Origin of the sequence: Methylobacterium sp. yr668, assembly GCF_900116245.1 — a bacterium.
Classification (GTDB): domain Bacteria; phylum Pseudomonadota; class Alphaproteobacteria; order Rhizobiales; family Beijerinckiaceae; genus Methylobacterium.
Genome location: NZ_FOZY01000011.1, coordinates 39,264 through 54,817 on the forward strand (window position 1 = coordinate 39,264; position 15,554 = coordinate 54,817).

Consider the following 15,554-nt stretch of genomic DNA (forward strand, 5'->3'; position numbering starts at 1 on the left):
CATCCTGCCGTCCGTATTCCCCCCGGAACACAACCGCAGATATTCAATCCTCCGGGCGTTTCATCCGTCGCCGCGGTGCGGCGGCGCACGGTGCGCCGTCAGTCGCTCGACGATCCGCGCGACCGCGGCCTCGGCGGCGGCGAAACCCCGGCCCGTGTCGATGACGAAATCTGCCCGGGCGCGCTTCTCGGCGTCGGGCATCTGCTTGGCCAGGATCGCCGCGAAGGCCGCCTCGGTCATGCCGGGACGCGCGAGCACCCGGTCACGCTGGATCTCGGGCGGGGCGCTCACCACCGCGACCGCGTCGCAGCGGCCCTCGCCGCCGGTCTCGTAGAGGAGCGGGACGTCGAGGACGACCAGCGGCGCCGCCGCGTGCCGCGCCAGGAAGTCCGTGCTGGCCGCCCGGACCAGGGGATGGACGATGGCCTCCAGCGCCGCCATCCGGTCGGGCGCGTCGAGCACCGCGGCGCGCAGTTGCGCCCGGTCGACGCCGCCGCGATCGTCGAGCACGCCGGGAAAGGCCGCGCCGATCGCCGCGGCGGCCGCGCCGCCCGGCCCGTAGAGGGCGTGGACGGCGGCGTCGGCGTCGTGGACCGGGACGCCGCGCTCCGCGAACATCCGGGCCGTGGCCGACTTGCCCATGCCGATCGAGCCGGTGAGCCCGAGGATGACGGGTCCGGATCCGGCCTTCGGGGTCATCCGGCGAGGTCCGCCACGATCCGGTCGCGCAGCTCGGGGGTGACGGCGGGGCGCGGGCCGAACCACGCCGCGAAGCCCGGCACCGCCTGGTGCAGCAGCATGCCGAGCCCGTCCACGGCGGCGAGCCCCCGCCGCCGCGCCGCCGCCAGGAGCTCGGTCTCCAGGGGCGCGTAGACGATGTCGGCCACGGCCGCGTCCGCCGGCAGGGTCGACAGGTCGACGGCCAGCGGCGGCTGGCCCTTCATGCCCAGGGACGTGGTGTTGACGAGGAGGCCTGTCCCGGGAAGCGCCGCCGGCAGGTCGTCCCAGGCGAGCGCCGCGCCGACGCCCGGCGCGAGGGCCGCCACCGCCTCGGCCCGGGCCGCGGTGCGGTTGGCGACCCAGACGCGCCGCAGGCCGCGCTCGGCGAGCCCGACCACGATCGCCCGCGCCGCGCCGCCGGCGCCGAGCACCAGGGCGGTGCCGCCCGCCCGGTCCGGCCAGGCCGCGCCCAGGCTGTGGTCGAGATGGGCGCAGAAGCCCGGCGCGTCGGTGTTGTCGCCGCGGATCCGCCCGTCCGGCCCGACCACCAGGGTGTTGACCGCGCCGATGGTTTTCGCCCGCGGCGTGAGCGTGTCCACCAGCGCGAAGGCCGCCTCCTTGTGGGGGATGGTGACGTTGCCGCCCCGGTAGCCGGACGCGGGCAGGGCGCGGATGAAGTCCGGAAAGGCCTCCGGGGCCACGTCGAGCCGCTCGTAGGAGCCCGGGATCCCGTGCACGGCGAGCCAGTGGCCGTGGATCAGCGGCGAGCGCGAGTGGGCGATCGGGTGGCCGACCACGAAGGCGCGGGGCTGGGCGCCGCTCACGCCGCGCAATCCTGCGCGAGGCGGCAGGCCGGGCCGCCGGCCTCCTCGACCTGGAGGGTGGCGTGGCCGATGCCGAACCGGTCGCGCAGGCCCTCGGCGGTCTCGGTGAGGAAGCCGTTGCCGGGCTGGCGGTGGGCCTGATGCCCCTCCTGCATCACGAGATGGACCGTCAGGGCGACGCTGGTGGTGCTCATAGGCCAGATATGCAGGTCGTGGAGGCCGGCGACGCCCGGCCGCTCGAGGAGGAAGCCGGTCACCGCGTCCGGGGAGATCTCCGGCGGCACGGCGTCGAGGGACATGGCCACGCTGTCGCGCAGCAGGCCCCAGGTCGCCCAGACCACCAGGGCGGCGATGACGAGGCTGACCGCCGGGTCGAGCCAGGCGAGGTCGGTGAGCTGGATCACGAGGCCCGCCACCACGACCCCGGCCGAGACGGCGGCGTCGGCCACCATGTGGAGGAACGCCCCGCGGACGTTGATGTCGCCCTTGGCGCCGCTGGCGAAGAGCCACGCGGTCAGGCCGTTGACCAGGATTCCCACCGCCGCCACCACCATCACGGTCGTGCCCGCGACGGGCTCCGGGTGGACCAGCCGGACCAGCGCCTCCCAGATCACCGCCCCCATGGCGATGAGCAGGAACACGGCGTTGAACAGGGCGGCCAGGATCGAGGAGCCGCGGTAGCCGTAGGTGAAGCGCGCGCTGGCGCGGCGGCGCACCAGGATGGCGGCGATCCAGGCCGCCGCGAGGCCCAGCACGTCCGAGAGGTTGTGGCCGGCATCGGCCACCAGCGACATGGAGTTGCTGAGGTAGCCGTAGGCCGCCTCGATCACCACGAAGGCGGTGTTGAGCACGATGCCGATGGCGAAGGCCGTGCCGAAATCCTTCGGCGCGTGCGCGTGGCCGCCGAGGCCGCCATGGGCATGACCGCCCTGGGCGTGGCCGCCGTGGGAATGCCCCCCGTGGCCGCCGTGCGAATGGTCGTGTCCCGCCAAGGCGGTACTCCCTCAGAAAGCCAGAAGCCCGGCGGCGCGCAGCCGCGCGAGGAGCGGCAGAAGCGGCAGGCCCAGCACGGTGCTGTGATCGCCTGCGACCGATTCGAACAGGTGGATCCCCGGCCCCTCGAGCTGGTAGCCGCCGACGCTCGCCCGCACGCGCTCCGCGCCGGCGCAGTCCACATAGGCCGCGATCGCCCTTTCATCGAGGGGGCGCAGGGTCAGCCGCGCGGTCTCCACGAAGGCGTCCTCGACCGCCCCGGCCAGGACCACGGCGGAATGAAGGGCGTGGGTGCGGCCGGACAGACGGGCGAGCTGGGCCCGGGCCGACGCGCCGTCGGCCGGCTTGTGGAACACGGTGCCGTCGAGGTCGAGCACCTGGTCGGCGCCGAGGACGATCCGCCCGGGATGGCGCGCCGCCACCGACTCGGCCTTGGCGCGGGCGAGGTGCAGGGCGAGGTCGGGCGGGAACAGGCCGGCGCTCGCCGCCTCGAGGGCGCGCTCGTCGACGTCCGGGGCGGCGGTCTCGACCGGCAGGGCGGCGCTCTCCAGGAGGAGGCGCCTCGTCGGGCTGGTCGAGGCGAGGAGGAGCGGATCCGGACCGGTCCAGGGCGAGCGGGGCATCGCGCCAGTGTCACGGATCCGGGGATCGGTGCAAGCCGGCTGCGACGAGCCCCGCCGCCGGGATGGACCGGCCGGCGGGGCTGTCGCGGGGCCGATACGCTACCTGGCGCCCGGATGGAACCTTGGCAGAGGCCGGTTAGGAGACGGTCAACGGCCCGATCGGGCCGGAATCGCGTTTCGTGCCGCCGCGGGACAGGCGTCCCGCACGGCGGGCGCGACCCCCGTCCCATCCGCTCCCCGATCCTGAGGGACCGGAGCGCAGCGACGTGACCCAGGCCAGCGCGCGGCTTGCCACCGCGGCGCTGCCTGGATCGCTCCGCTCGCGGGGACGGCGGCGATGCCCGCGGCCGGGGACGGCCTCAGGTGTTCATCGAGTCGAAGAAGTCGCCGTTGCTCTTGGTCTGGCGCAGCTTGTCGAGCAGGAACTCGATCGCGTCGGTGACGCCCATCGGGTTGAGGATGCGGCGCAGCACGTAGGTCTTCTTGAGCGAGTCCGGCGGGACCAGCAGCTCCTCCTTGCGGGTGCCCGAGCGGGTGATGTCGATCGCCGGGAAGATGCGCTTGTCGGAGACCTTGCGGTCCAGGATGATCTCGGAATTGCCGGTGCCCTTGAACTCCTCGAAGATCACCTCGTCCATGCGCGAGCCGGTGTCGATCAGCGCCGTGGCGATGATCGAGAGCGAGCCGCCCTCCTCGATGTTGCGGGCGGCGCCGAAGAAGCGCTTGGGCCGCTGCAGGGCGTTGGCGTCGACGCCGCCGGTCAGCACCTTGCCGGAGGACGGCACCACGGTGTTGTAGGCGCGGCCGAGGCGCGTGATGGAATCCAGCAGGATCACCACGTCGCGCCCGTGCTCCACGAGGCGCTTGGCCTTCTCGATCACCATCTCGGCGACCTGCACGTGGCGGGTGGCCGGCTCGTCGAAGGTCGAGGCGATGACCTCGCCCTTCACCGAGCGCTGCATGTCGGTGACCTCCTCGGGCCGCTCGTCGATGAGCAGCACGATCAGGTAGCACTCGGGGTGGTTGAGGGTGATCGACTGCGCGATGTTCTGCATCAGCACGGTCTTACCCGTGCGCGGCGGCGCCACGATCAGGGCGCGCTGGCCCTTGCCGATCGGCGCCACGATGTCGATGATCCGCGGCGAGAAATCCTTCTTGGTCGGGTTGTCCAGCTCGAGCTTGAACCGCTTCGTCGGGAAGAGCGGCGTCAGGTTGTCGAAGTGGACCTTGTGCTTGATCTTCTCCGGATTCTCGAAGTTGATCGTGTTGACCTTCAGGAGCGCGAAGTAGCGCTCGCCGTCCTTGGGGCCGCGGATCGGGCCCTCGACGGTGTCGCCGGTCCGCAGGCCGAAGCGGCGGATCTGGGTCGGCGAGATGTAGATGTCGTCCGGGCCGGGCAGGTAGTTCGAGTCGGAGGAGCGCAGGAAGCCGAAGCCGTCCTGCAGCACCTCGACGGTGCCCGAGCCGATGATCTCGACCTCCTTGGCAGCGAGCTGCTTCAGGATGGCGAACATCAACTCCTGCTTGCGCATGGTCGAGGCGTTCTCGACCTCGACCTCCTCGGCGAAGGCCGTCAGGTCGGTCGGCGTCTTCGACTTGAGGTCCTGGAGCTTGACCTCGCGGACGCCCTCGAGGGCGGCGGGCATAGTCGGCGCGTCGGCCGGCTCCGCGGTCTCGATATCGTCGGCGAGGGCGTCGGGATTTGGCGTCATGGGGGTATCTTGCAACCGACGGAGGTGGTGGGAGGGCCGGTTCAGTGCCAGGTGCCCGGGGGATGGGCACCGGAGAGCGGGCCGCGCTGCGGCGAGGGGCCCGGGGTCAGGTTGGCGAAACCGATGAGGCAGGACCCTCGCGGCTCACGGGCGCGCTGCGGCGCAGACCTTGTGATGAGGGCCCGCCACAGATAACGCCTTTCTCGCCCGCACTCAAGGGCCGGGACATTGGCCCGGGACGCCGACGGGGACGCGGGCGACCGGGTAACGCGTTTACGGACCGGCGGGGCCTCGCCGGAGCGCCGCGGCGGCGCTACACGGGCCGCGTCGAACCGGGTCCGGACCCGGGTTTCGGAACCGGGCTGGTGCGCGGCCGTTCCCTGTCCCGGTGCTGCGGCGCAGCAGACCGTCGAATCGAGAGTTCCCCCAGACCGACATGCGCGACGACGCCACCGGACGCACCCTCACCACGCACGAGCCGCGCCGGATCCCCTGGCTCGAGATCGTCTTCGGCTTCGGCCCGATGCTGCCGATCGCCGTCGGCACCGCCGTGGCATGGTGGCTGAACGGCAAACCCCTCGACTACCTCGTGGCGCTGTTCACCCTGCTCTACGCCGCCTCGATCCTGCTGTTCCTGGCCGGCGTGCGCCGCGGCGTCAGCTTCCGGACCGAGGGCGGCCCGCAGGTGTCGCAGATCGTCACCATGCTGGTCCTCTACGGCCTCGGGCTGGGCAGCCTGTTCGCGGCGGTGATGGGCAAGGCGGTGCCGGCCCTCGCGATGCTGATCCTCGGCTACGCGGCCATCGGGATCCTCGACCCGATCGCGGCGCGCGCCGGCGAGGTGCCCCTGTCGCATGCCCGCCTGCGCCCGCTGCAGATGCCGATCGCCGTGGTGAGTCTCGCGGCGCTGCTCTGGCTCAAGCTGACGGCGCCGTACTGAGGTCTTTGGTCCGGGTGAACCGCGCCCTGTGCCGGACCAGTGGAGCGAAGCGGAACCCGATCCGGAAAAAGGCGCATCGGCGCGTGCGGAGTTCCGGCAGGGTTCCGCTTCACCGCTCCGGTCGATGCGCCCTTTCCGTCATCACGAGCGCAGCGATGTGACCCAGGGCGGCGCGACCTCGACAAGCGTGGCGCTGCCTGGATCGCTCGCTCCGCCCGCAAGGACGACATTGCTGGATGATCGGGCTGGATGATCGGGCGGCCAGAGCGCCCGCAAACCGAATTCCCCTTTCGCCCGGCATGCTCTAGAGCCCGGCCGCAGGATCTCCGCCCGCCGGAGACGATCGAAGATTCGATGCGGGACCCGGATTCCGAGTCCGCGAGAGCGAATGCGCCCATGTCCAAGCCCGAGACCCCGAAGGCCGAGAAGGCCGAGACCCTGAAGCCCCGCCTGCCGCGCGGCTTCGTCGACCGCCGCGCCGGCGAGATCGCCGCGCAGGGGCGGATGCTGGAGACGATCCGCAGGAGCTTCGAGCTCTACGGGTTCGAGGCCCTGGAGACGCCGTTCGTCGAGTACACCGAGGCCCTGGGCAAGTTCCTGCCCGACCTCGACCGTCCGAACGCGGGCGTGTTCTCGTTCCAGGACGACGACGAGGCGTGGCTGTCGCTCCGCTACGACCTGACGGCGCCGCTGGCCCGGTTCGTGGCCGAGAACTACGACGGGCTGCCCAAGCCCTACCGGAGCTACCGGGCCGGCTACGTCTTCCGCAACGAGAAGCCGGGGCCGGGCCGCTTCCGCCAGTTCATGCAGTTCGACGCCGACATCGTCGGCGCCGGCAGCGTCGCGGCCGATGCCGAGACCTGCATGCTGATGGCCGACACGCTGAACCGCCTCGGGCTCGGCGGCCAGTACGTGGTCAAGGTCAACAACCGGAAGGTGCTCGACGGCGTCATGGAGGCGATCGGGCTCGCCGGCCCGGACAAGGCCGGGCAGCGCCTCACCGTGCTGCGGGCGATCGACAAGCTCGACCGGCTCGGCGCCGACGGGGTGCGCGACCTGCTCGGATCCGGCCGCAAGGACGAGAGCGGCGACTTCACCAAGGGCGCGGGCCTCGACGCCACGGCGATCGGCCGGATCCTCGCCTACGTGTCGTTCCAGGCCGATGCCGGCGACGGGGCCGACAAGGTGGCGTTCTGGGAGAAGTTCTTCGCCGGCTGGCACGAGGCGGTCGGCGATTCGGAGACCGGCCGCGAGGGCATCGCCGAGCTGCACGCGATCATGCGCCTCTGCGCCGCCGCCGGCTACGGCCACGACGTGATCCGGGCCGATCCGAGCGTGGTGCGCGGCCTCGAGTACTATACCGGCCCGGTCTACGAGGCCGAGCTGACCTTCCCGGTCACCAACGAGGACGGCCAGACCGTGCGCTTCGGCTCGGTGGCGGGCGGCGGGCGCTACGACGGCCTCGTCGGGCGGTTCCGGGCCGAGCCGGTCCCGGCCACCGGCTTCTCGATCGGCGTCTCGCGGCTGTTCTCGGCGCTCCAGCTCGTGGGCAGCCCCCTGATCGCCGGCGCCGAGGCCCCCGGGCCGGTGGTGGTGCTGGTCCTCGACCGGGAGAACATGGCCGATTACCAGCGGCTCGTCGCGCTCCTGCGCGCCGACGGCATCCGGGCCGAGCTCTACCTCGGCGCCGCCGGCATGAAGGCGCAGATGAAGTACGCCGACCGCCGCCGCGCGCCCGTGGCGGTGATCCAGGGCTCGAACGAGCGCCTGGCCGGCGAGGTCCAGATCAAGGACCTGATCGAGGGCGCCCGGGCGGCCGAGTCCATCGCCAGCAACGCCGAGTGGAAGGCCGCGCGGCCCGCGCAATTCTCGTGTCCCGAGGCCGACCTGGTGGCGCAGGTCCGCGCCGTGCTGGCCCGGCATTTTCCGTCAACGGAGATCTGAGACACTCGCGCATCGAACCGTAAGTCGAACCGCACGTCGAACGCAGAGGCTCCGGCGGCGTTGTCGTCGGTCGGTGCCGCGGAGATGTCGGGATGCGCGCGAAGATCCTCGTCCTGTCCTTCGGCCTGGTCTGCGCCGGCGCGGGACCCGCCTGGGCCGCCCGGCCGGTCCTCGGCCGGCTGCCCAGCGCCGTCGCGCAGGCCACGCCCGGGACCGGCAGCGCGCCGATCCTGAGCGCCGGGATGGCGGGGGCGCCCGCCCTGACCGTGCTCGCCCGCCGCAAGCCGGTCCGGCGCCCGCGCGGCGCGCGCCTCGGCAGCCTCCGGCCGCTCTGAGCCGCTCTGAGCCGGTCCGGTCCCTGACGCCGTAGCGGAATCCGGCCGCGGCGCGGGGTCTGCGCAGTCCTGCGCGGCGCGCCGGCCCCACGCTTCCCGGGTGCGTGTCGCCAAGTCCGGTCGCGGTTGCTACAGAGCGCCCGCGAGGTGGATTGCCCCGCGAGGTGGATCGCGATGACACGACCGGAGGCGGGCGAGACGGGGGCGGGGGACGCGGCGCGCGCGCGGCTCTCCGCGCATCTGGCGGCGGCGGGCTACCGGCCGGTGACGCCGCCGGTGCTGCAGCCGCTGGAGCCGTTCCTCGAACTCTCGGGCGAGGATATCCGCCGGCGGATCTTCGTCACCCAGGATGCGGGCGGCGCCGAGCTGTGCCTGCGGCCCGAATTCACCATCCCGGTCTGCCGCCTGCACCGGGCGGAGGCCGACGGGCAGGCGGCCGATTACAGCTATTGCGGCCCGGTCTTCCGGCTCGCCGCCGACGAGCCCGACGAGTTCTTCCAGGCCGGGATCGAGTCGATCGGGCGGACCGACACGCCGGCGGCCGACGCCGAGGTGCTGGGCCTCGCGCTGGAGGGCCTCGCCCTGTTCGGCCGGACCGACCCGGCGGTGCGGCTCGGCGATATGGGCCTGACCGTGGCGCTCCTCGACGGGCTCGCGGTCCCGCCCGCCGCCAAGCGCCGGACGCTCCGGGCGCTGGCCGCCGGGCGCTCGCTGGACGCCGTCACCAACGGCGCCGAGGGCACCCGTCCCGAGGATCCCCACGCGGGCCTGCTCGCGGCGATCCAGGGCCAGGACCCGCGGGGCGTGCGCGCCTTCGTGGAGGACGTGCTGGCGATCGCCGGGATCTCGGCGGTGGGCGGGCGCAGCGCCGGCGAGATCGCCGAGCGCTTCCTCGCCAAGGCCGCCGCGCAGGCCCATGGCGGCGCCGGGCTCAACACCGAGAACCGCGCGCTCCTCGACCGCTACCGGGCGATCGCCGGCCATCCGGACGCCGCCGCCCGCGACCTGCGGGCGCTCGTCGCCGACGCGGGCCTGCGGCACGACGCCCTCGCGGCCGCCCTCGACCTGTTCGAGGAGCGCACCGGCTTCATCGCGGCCCGCGGCCTGCCGATCGAGCGCTTCCGCTTCCAGGGCGGCTTCGCCCGCAACCTCGACTACTACACCGGCTTCATCTTCGAGGTGACCGAGCGGGACGGCCCGACCCTGGTCGGCGGCGGCCGCTACGACGGCCTGCTCGGCCATCTCGGCAGCCCGGCGCCGCTGCCGGCGGTGGGATGCACCTTCTGGATCGAGCGCGTGGCGGGAGCCGGCCGATGAGTGCCTCGGACGCGGCCGCCATGCCGCTGATCCTCGCCGTCCCGTCCAAGGGCCGCCTGCAGGAGAATGCCAGCGCGTTCTTCGGCCGGGCCGGGCTGAAGCTCGCTCAAGGCGCGGGCGCCCGCGACTACCGGGGCAAGCTCATCGGCGTGCCCGACGTCGAGGTGCGCTACCTCTCGGCCTCCGAAATCGCCGCGCAGCTCGCCTCGGGCGCCGCCCATCTCGGCGTCACCGGCGAGGACCTGATCCGCGAGACCCTGCCGGACGTGCGCGACCAGGTCGAGCTGCTGACGCCGCTCGGCTTCGGCAACGCCACCGTGGTGGTGGCCGTGCCCCAGGCCTGGATCGACGTGCGCGACATGTCCGACCTCGACGAGGTCGCGGCCGGCATGCGGACCCGCCACGGCCGGCGCCTGCGGGTCGCCACCAAGTACGTGAACCTGACCCGCCGGTTCTTCGCCGAGAAGGGCGTCGCCGATTACCGGATCGTCGAGAGCCTGGGCGCCACCGAGGGGGCGCCGGCGGCGGGCTCGGCCGAGATCGTGGTCGACATCACCACCACGGGGGCGACGCTCTCGGCCAACGCCCTGAAGGTGCTGGACGACGGCATCATCCTGCGCTCGGAGGCGAACCTCGTCGCCTCGCTGAAGGCCCCCTGGGGCGAGGGCCAGCGGGCCGCGCTCCGCACGGTGCTCGGCCGCATCGCCGCCGAGGAGCGCGCCCGGACCACCCGCGAGGTGCGCGCCGCCCTGCCGGAGAGCGGCACGATCGACCTCGCCACGATCGCGGGCCTGCACGAGGCCGAATTGCCCTACGGCGCGCCGCGGGGGCCGGAGGGCGAGATCGTCCTGCGCTGCCGGGAGGCCGCGGTGTTCGAGCTCGCCGGCGCCCTGGTCGAGGCCGGCGCGCGGGCGGTCACGGTGCGGCGGGTCGACTACGCCTTCGCGGCCGAGAACCCGCTGGCAGAGCGGCTCCTGGCGCGGCTCTGAGACCGCCGCGCGATGGAGCCGAGATGGAGCTGAAATGGCTCGAGGACTTCCTGAGCCTCGCGCGCACCGGCAGCTTCTCGCGCTCGGCGGTCGAGCGCCACGTCACCCAGCCGGCCTTCGGCCGCCGCATCCGGGCGCTCGAGGGCTGGCTCGGCGTCGCGCTGGTCGACCGCAGCACCTACCCGACGGCCCTGACGCCGGAGGGCCGGCTGTTCCTGGAGACCGCCGAGGAGACCGTGCGGCGGCTCCACGGCAGCCGCGACGCGCTCCGCGCCCGGATCCGGCCGCCGCCGCGGACCGTTTCGGTGGCGGCGCTCCACACCCTGGCGCTGACCGTCTTCCCGGGCTGGTTCCGCGACGTCGAGGCCCGCACCGGGCCGCTCGGCAGCCGGCTCCTGCCGGACGATTTCCACGCCTGCGTGCAGGCGCTGGCCGAGGGCGGCTACGACCTGCTGCTGACCTACCACCATCCCCTGGTGCCGATCCCCCTCGACCCGGCCGCCTTCCCGCACTTGACCATCGGCCGGGACAGCCTCGTGCCGGTGCACCGGCCGGGGCCGGCCGCGGACCGGCCCGGGCTCGGCTATCCCCGGGACTCGTTCCTGGGTCGGGTCGCGGCGCTCGCCGGTGACGGGGCGGCGGCCGCCCACATCAACGAGAACGCCATGGCGGAGGCCCTGAAGTTCATGGTCCTCGCGGGCCACGGCCGCGCGTGGCTGCCCGAGAGCCTCGTCGCCCGCGAGCTCGCCGACGGCAGCCTCGTGGCGGCCGGGCCGGGCACGCCGCTGGAGATCCGGCTCTATCGCAGGGCCGGGCGCGGCGGCGCGGTCGCGGCGGTCTGGGCCGCGGCCGCCGCCCTGGCGGCCGAACTCTAGGAACCGGTGCCAGATCGGCATGGCCGGTGCCGACACGGCATTGGATTCCCGCCCCGCCGCAGCCCATCACGGCGGCCGCGACGGTCGGAGGCGGCGATGCTCGGTGTACTCGGCGGGATGGGCCCGATGGCCACGGTGGATTTCCTGGCCAAGCTCGTGCGGGCGACGCCCGCGGGGCGCGACCAGGATCACATCCCGACCCTGATCTGCTCGGCCGTCGACATCCCCGACCGCGCCGCCGCGATCCTGGGCGCCGGCCCGGACCCGCTGCCGGCGCTGCGCGCCGCCCTGGCGCGCCTCGAGGCCGGCGGCGCCACCCGGATCGCGATCCCCTGCAACACCGCTCATCACTGGCACGCGGCGCTGCAGGCCGCGACCGCCCTGCCGATCCTCCACATCGTCGACGCGGTGGCCAAGACCCTGGCCGAGACCCTGGCGCGAACCGGGAGCGGCGGCCGGATCGGCCTGCTCGCCACCGACGGCACCCTGCGGTCCGGGCTCTACCCGGAGCGGCTGGCGCGGCACGGGCTCGCGTGCCGCGCGCCCGATGAGGCGGGTCAGGCCGCGGTGTCGGCGGCGATCCGGCTGGTGAAGGCGGACCGGGTGGCCGAGGCGACGCCGCTGCTGGAGGCGCAGGTCCGGGCGCTGGCCGAGGCCGGCTGCGACCGGGTGGTGATGGCCTGCACGGAGATCCCGCTCGCGCTCGCCGGGAGCGACCCGTCGGGCCTGCTGGTCGACGCCACCGAGGCGCTGGCGCGCGCCTGCGTGGCGGCGTGCCGGCTGGATTGCCGCGTCGACGCCGCGGCCCTGCCGCGCGCGGCCTGAGCGCGGGACCTCACGGGCCCTGCTTGGCGAATTCCGCCAGGACCCCGCGCAGGACCTTCAGCCGGGCGTCGTAGGCGGCCGTCAGGCAGCCGGCGTCGCCGCCGCAGGCGCGACGCTCCGTCAGCCACGCCTCCTGGTCGTCGCGCAGCTTGGCCTGGCCGCCCATCGGAAGCACGCTCTTCAGGATCTCGAACCGGGTCGCCATCTCGACGTCCCGGTCGTTGAGGGGGAGATGGGCGCAGATCGCCTTCTCGTCGGGGGCCTCGGCCCTGTCGCACGGGAAGCTCGCGGCCCGGGCGGGGGAGGCGGTGATCGCGCCGGCGACCGGGCCCGCGAGGGCGCCCAGCGCGAGGGCGAGGACGAGGACGAGAGGCTTCGACATGGCCTCCCAACGGGCCGGCCGCAGAAAGGCTCCGGCCGGGATCACAGGATCGCGGGATCGCGGGATCAGAGGCCCGGCTTGACGATCGCCAGGATGACGATGCCGATCATCAGCAGCGTCGGCACCTCGTTGAGCACCCGGTAGAACTTGTGCCCACGGGTGTTCCGGTCGGCGGCGAAATCCTTGACCATCCGGGCGAGCCAGCCGTGGATGCCCGACATCGCGAGCACCAGCGCGAACTTCGCCTGCAGCCAGACGCTCGCGTAGAAGCCGCTCATCCAGGCGAGCGCCAGCCCGAACACCCAGGTGGCGATCATGGCGGGGTTCATGATCGCCTTGAGCAGGCGGCGCTCCATCACCTTGAAGGTCGCGGACTGCGCCTCCGCGCCGGGCGGCAGGCTCGCGTGGTAGACGAACAGCCGGGGCAGGTAGAGCATCCCGGCCATCCAGGCGATCAGGCTGATGACGTGGAGGGCCTTGATCCAGTCGTACAGCACGCGCGGCCTCAGCCCTGGCCGCGCAGCCGCGCGAGCATCCGCTCGACATGGGCCACCGGCGTCTGCGGCGTGATGCCGTGGCCGAGGTTGAAGATGTGCGGCAGGCCGGCGGTCGCCTCGAGCACCGCGTCCACCGCCGCGTCGAGGGCCGCGCCGCCCGCGATCAGCGTGTCGGGATGCAGGTTGCCCTGCGTCACCGTCGCGGCCGGCACCGTGTCTCGCAGGGCCTTCAGGTCCACGCCCCAGTCGACGCCGACGGCGTCGGCGCCGGTCTCCGGCACCACCCGGGCGTGGCCGTCGAGGCCCGAGCCGCGGGCGAACACGATGATCTTCGCCCCCGGCACCCGGGCGCGGACGCCCGCCACCATGCGGGCGATCGGCCGCAGCGACCAGCGGGTGAGGGCATCGGCGGCGGGCGCGCCCGGCACAGCGCTCTCGGCGACGTCGCCGACGGGCTCGACCGTGCCGCCCGAGGCCGGAACGGCAGAGGGCACGGCGCGCGGCAGGGTGCCGGCGTGGGACTCGAAGATCTGCACCGCGTCGGCGCCGGCTTCGAGCTGGCGCACGAGGTACTCGGTCTGCACGGCGACGAGGCGGTCGATCAGGGTGTCGACCAGGGCGGTGTCGCCTTCGGCCAGGGCCCGCGCGGGGGCGAGGTCCGGCGTGCCGCGGCCGCCGATCATGTAGCTCGCCACCGTCCAGGGCGCGCCGCAGAAGCCGAGCAGCGTGGTCTCGCCCGGCAATTCGGCCCGCAGCCGCGTCACCGTCTCGAAGACCGGCGCGAGGTGGGTCATGATCGCCGGGTCGCCGGCCTCCCGCAGGCGCGCGAACGCGTCCCGACCGTCGAGCGGGTCGAGGCGCGGTCCCTCGCCCTCCACGAAGCGCACGTCCTGGCCGAGCGCGTGGGGGACGACCAGGATGTCGGAGAACAGGATCGCCGCGTCGAAGCCGAAGCGCCGGATCGGCTGGAGCGTCACCTCGACGGCGAAGTCCGGGCTGTAGCAGAGGTCGAGGAACGAGCCGGCCTCGGCCCGGGTCGCCCGGTATTCCGGCAGGTAGCGCCCGGCCTGGCGCATCATCCAGGCGGGGGGCGGCCCGATCGCCTCGCCCTCGAGGACCCGCAGCACCTTGCGCTCGGACGTCGTCCCCGACGTCGTCTGCCCGGGCTCGCGCTCCGTCCCCGTCATGGTCGCTCCCATCCCGTATCCCTCACCCCGCATGCCCGTCGGCGGGCGTCCTGTCGAGTCGAGGCGCGCCGATCCCCACACAGGCCCCTTCGAAAAGATAAGAGAGAATCTTGGAGTCTGTTTTTTCTTCTGGGGGGCCGAATCTCGGGGGCACAAAAGCGTCCACAGGCGGTCCCCGCCGCCGCGCCGTTAACGGGGCTTTAAAGGATTTCCGCCAACTTGCGAGAACCGGATGGTCCGACAGCGCCTTGGCAACGCCGAGTCGTGTACGGGCGCCGGATTCGCGGCCGATTCGTCCAGAGAGCCGGATTCGGCGCGTCCCGATCATCTGCCTGTGAACGGCGGAGTCGACAGCGCGCACCGGGATCGCCCTGGACCGGCCCGGCGGGGCATCCTATCCACACTCATCGACTCCCCTGGCGGCCGGCGGTGGACAACGTGGGCGCCGCGCGAGGCGACCGCACAGTCGGCCGAGAGGTCGACCGCAGAGGCGATCGGAATGGGCCGCAGCTACTTCCACCTCCACCTCGTCTCCGACTCCACCGGCGAGACGCTGATCAACGTCGGGCGCGCGGCCGCCGCCCAGTACGAGGGCGTGTCGGCGATCGAGCACGTCTACCCGCTGGTGCGCTCGGCCGCGCAGCTCGACCGGGTGATCTCGGAGATCCGGGCCGCGCCGGGCCTCGTCCTCTACACGCTGGTGGGGGGCGACCTCGGCGAGCGGCTGGAGGAGGTCGCCCGGGAGACCGGCTCGCCGTGCCTGTCGGTGCTGCGGCCGGTCCACGACCTGTTGCGCGCGTATCTCGGCGCCGAGACCACGGCGCGGCCCGGCGCCCAGCACATGCTGAACGCCGAGTACTTCAAGCGCATCGACGCGATGAACTTCACGCTGGCCCACGACGACGGCAACCTGCCGGACAATCTGGAGGAGGCCGACGTGATCCTGCTCGGCGTCAGCCGGACGTCGAAGACGCCGACCTCGATCTACCTCGCCAATCGCGGCCTCAAGACCACCAACCTGCCGCTGGTGCCGGGCATGCCGCTGCCGCCGGCGATCGAGCGGGCCCGCAAGCCTCTCGTGGTCGGCCTGTTCGCGTCGCCGGAGCGCATCGTGCAGATCCGGCAGAACCGGCTGTCGAGCCTCAACGCCGACGAATCGTCCCTCTACGTCGACCGCTCGGCGGTGGCGGACGAGATCACCATGTCCCGCCGGCTGTTCACCAAGAACCGCTGGCCGACGATCGACGTCACCCGCCGGTCCATCGAGGAGACCGCCGCGGCGATCGTCGACCTCTACCGCGACCACCGGCTGAAGTTCATCGCCGACTGAGGCGGGGCCTCCGAAGGGCCGAGCCCTTCGGCGGGGTCCGGCCGTCCCCCCGAGGACGGGG

At 73.3% G+C, this 15,554-nt stretch carries 16 protein-coding genes; 8 read left to right on the forward strand and 8 right to left on the reverse strand.

Annotated features, from left to right (window positions below):
• Positions 1-60: 60 nt before the first annotated feature.
• The 5 genes from coaE to rho form a co-directional block, all read right to left on the reverse strand.
• On the reverse strand, positions 61-699 hold the full coding sequence (gene coaE, locus BM419_RS15570) for a dephospho-CoA kinase (protein WP_091926950.1): 639 nt from the start codon (positions 697-699) through the stop codon (positions 61-63).
• A complete protein-coding gene (locus BM419_RS15575; protein WP_091926951.1) occupies positions 696-1,544 on the reverse strand; it encodes a shikimate dehydrogenase in 849 nt (282 codons plus the stop codon). The genes coaE and BM419_RS15575 overlap by 4 nt, the downstream gene beginning before the upstream one ends.
• The gene (locus BM419_RS15580; protein WP_091926952.1) at positions 1,541-2,536 is read right to left on the reverse strand and encodes a cation diffusion facilitator family transporter; all 996 of its coding nucleotides are present in this window, start codon (positions 2,534-2,536) and stop codon (positions 1,541-1,543) included. Before BM419_RS15580 ends, BM419_RS15575 begins: the two co-directional genes overlap by 4 nt.
• Before the next feature lie 12 nt (positions 2,537-2,548).
• Complete coding sequence (locus tag BM419_RS15585) at positions 2,549-3,160, reverse strand: Maf family protein (protein ID WP_091926953.1); 612 nt, start codon at positions 3,158-3,160, stop codon at positions 2,549-2,551.
• A gap of 359 nt (positions 3,161-3,519) precedes the next feature.
• Positions 3,520-4,806, reverse strand: a complete 1,287-nt coding sequence (gene rho, locus BM419_RS15590; protein WP_085986776.1) for a transcription termination factor Rho — start codon at positions 4,804-4,806, stop codon at positions 3,520-3,522.
• Positions 4,807-5,308: 502 nt separating this feature from the next.
• On the opposite strand from rho, the gene BM419_RS15595 reads away from it, so the two are divergent.
• The 7 genes from BM419_RS15595 to BM419_RS15625 all read left to right on the forward strand — a co-directional run bounded on the left by BM419_RS15595 (position 5,309) and on the right by BM419_RS15625 (position 12,097).
• Complete coding sequence (locus tag BM419_RS15595; RefSeq protein WP_012321210.1) at positions 5,309-5,812, forward strand: DUF3429 domain-containing protein; 504 nt, start codon at positions 5,309-5,311, stop codon at positions 5,810-5,812.
• A 396-nt stretch (positions 5,813-6,208) separates the two neighbouring features.
• A complete protein-coding gene (gene hisS, locus BM419_RS15600) occupies positions 6,209-7,756 on the forward strand; it encodes a histidine--tRNA ligase (protein ID WP_091926954.1) in 1,548 nt (515 codons plus the stop codon).
• Between the two features lie 92 nt (positions 7,757-7,848).
• Positions 7,849-8,091, forward strand: a complete 243-nt coding sequence (locus BM419_RS15605) for a hypothetical protein (protein WP_091926955.1) — start codon at positions 7,849-7,851, stop codon at positions 8,089-8,091.
• A gap of 174 nt (positions 8,092-8,265) precedes the next feature.
• Positions 8,266-9,408, forward strand: coding sequence for an ATP phosphoribosyltransferase regulatory subunit (locus tag BM419_RS15610; RefSeq protein WP_020094053.1), 1,143 nt, complete (start codon positions 8,266-8,268; stop codon positions 9,406-9,408).
• Positions 9,405-10,397 (forward strand): ATP phosphoribosyltransferase, encoded by a 993-nt coding sequence (gene hisG, locus BM419_RS15615; protein ID WP_091680945.1) that lies wholly within the window; start codon positions 9,405-9,407, stop codon positions 10,395-10,397. Before BM419_RS15610 ends, hisG begins: the two co-directional genes overlap by 4 nt.
• 23 nt (positions 10,398-10,420) lie before the next feature.
• Positions 10,421-11,272: a LysR family transcriptional regulator gene (locus tag BM419_RS15620; protein ID WP_091926956.1), complete on the forward strand. Its 852-nt coding sequence runs from the start codon at positions 10,421-10,423 to the stop codon at positions 11,270-11,272.
• A 96-nt stretch (positions 11,273-11,368) separates the two neighbouring features.
• Positions 11,369-12,097 (forward strand): cysteate racemase, encoded by a 729-nt coding sequence (locus tag BM419_RS15625; protein ID WP_091926957.1) that lies wholly within the window; start codon positions 11,369-11,371, stop codon positions 12,095-12,097.
• A 10-nt stretch (positions 12,098-12,107) separates the two neighbouring features.
• Here BM419_RS15625 and BM419_RS15630 read toward each other — a convergent pair whose 3' ends face one another.
• From BM419_RS15630 to BM419_RS15640, 3 genes are all read right to left on the reverse strand, one after another.
• Entirely contained in the window at positions 12,108-12,479 is a 372-nt protein-coding gene (locus BM419_RS15630) for a lysozyme inhibitor LprI family protein (RefSeq protein WP_244540785.1), read from the reverse strand.
• Positions 12,480-12,544: 65 nt separating this feature from the next.
• Positions 12,545-12,976: a protoporphyrinogen oxidase HemJ gene (hemJ, locus tag BM419_RS15635; RefSeq protein WP_020094048.1), complete on the reverse strand. Its 432-nt coding sequence runs from the start codon at positions 12,974-12,976 to the stop codon at positions 12,545-12,547.
• 8 nt (positions 12,977-12,984) lie between these two features.
• Positions 12,985-14,175: a uroporphyrinogen decarboxylase gene (locus BM419_RS15640; protein ID WP_091926958.1), complete on the reverse strand. Its 1,191-nt coding sequence runs from the start codon at positions 14,173-14,175 to the stop codon at positions 12,985-12,987.
• A gap of 487 nt (positions 14,176-14,662) precedes the next feature.
• On the opposite strand from BM419_RS15640, the gene BM419_RS15645 reads away from it, so the two are divergent.
• On the forward strand, positions 14,663-15,493 hold the full coding sequence (locus BM419_RS15645) for a pyruvate, water dikinase regulatory protein (protein WP_020094046.1): 831 nt from the start codon (positions 14,663-14,665) through the stop codon (positions 15,491-15,493).
• Positions 15,494-15,554: the final 61 nt, after the last annotated feature.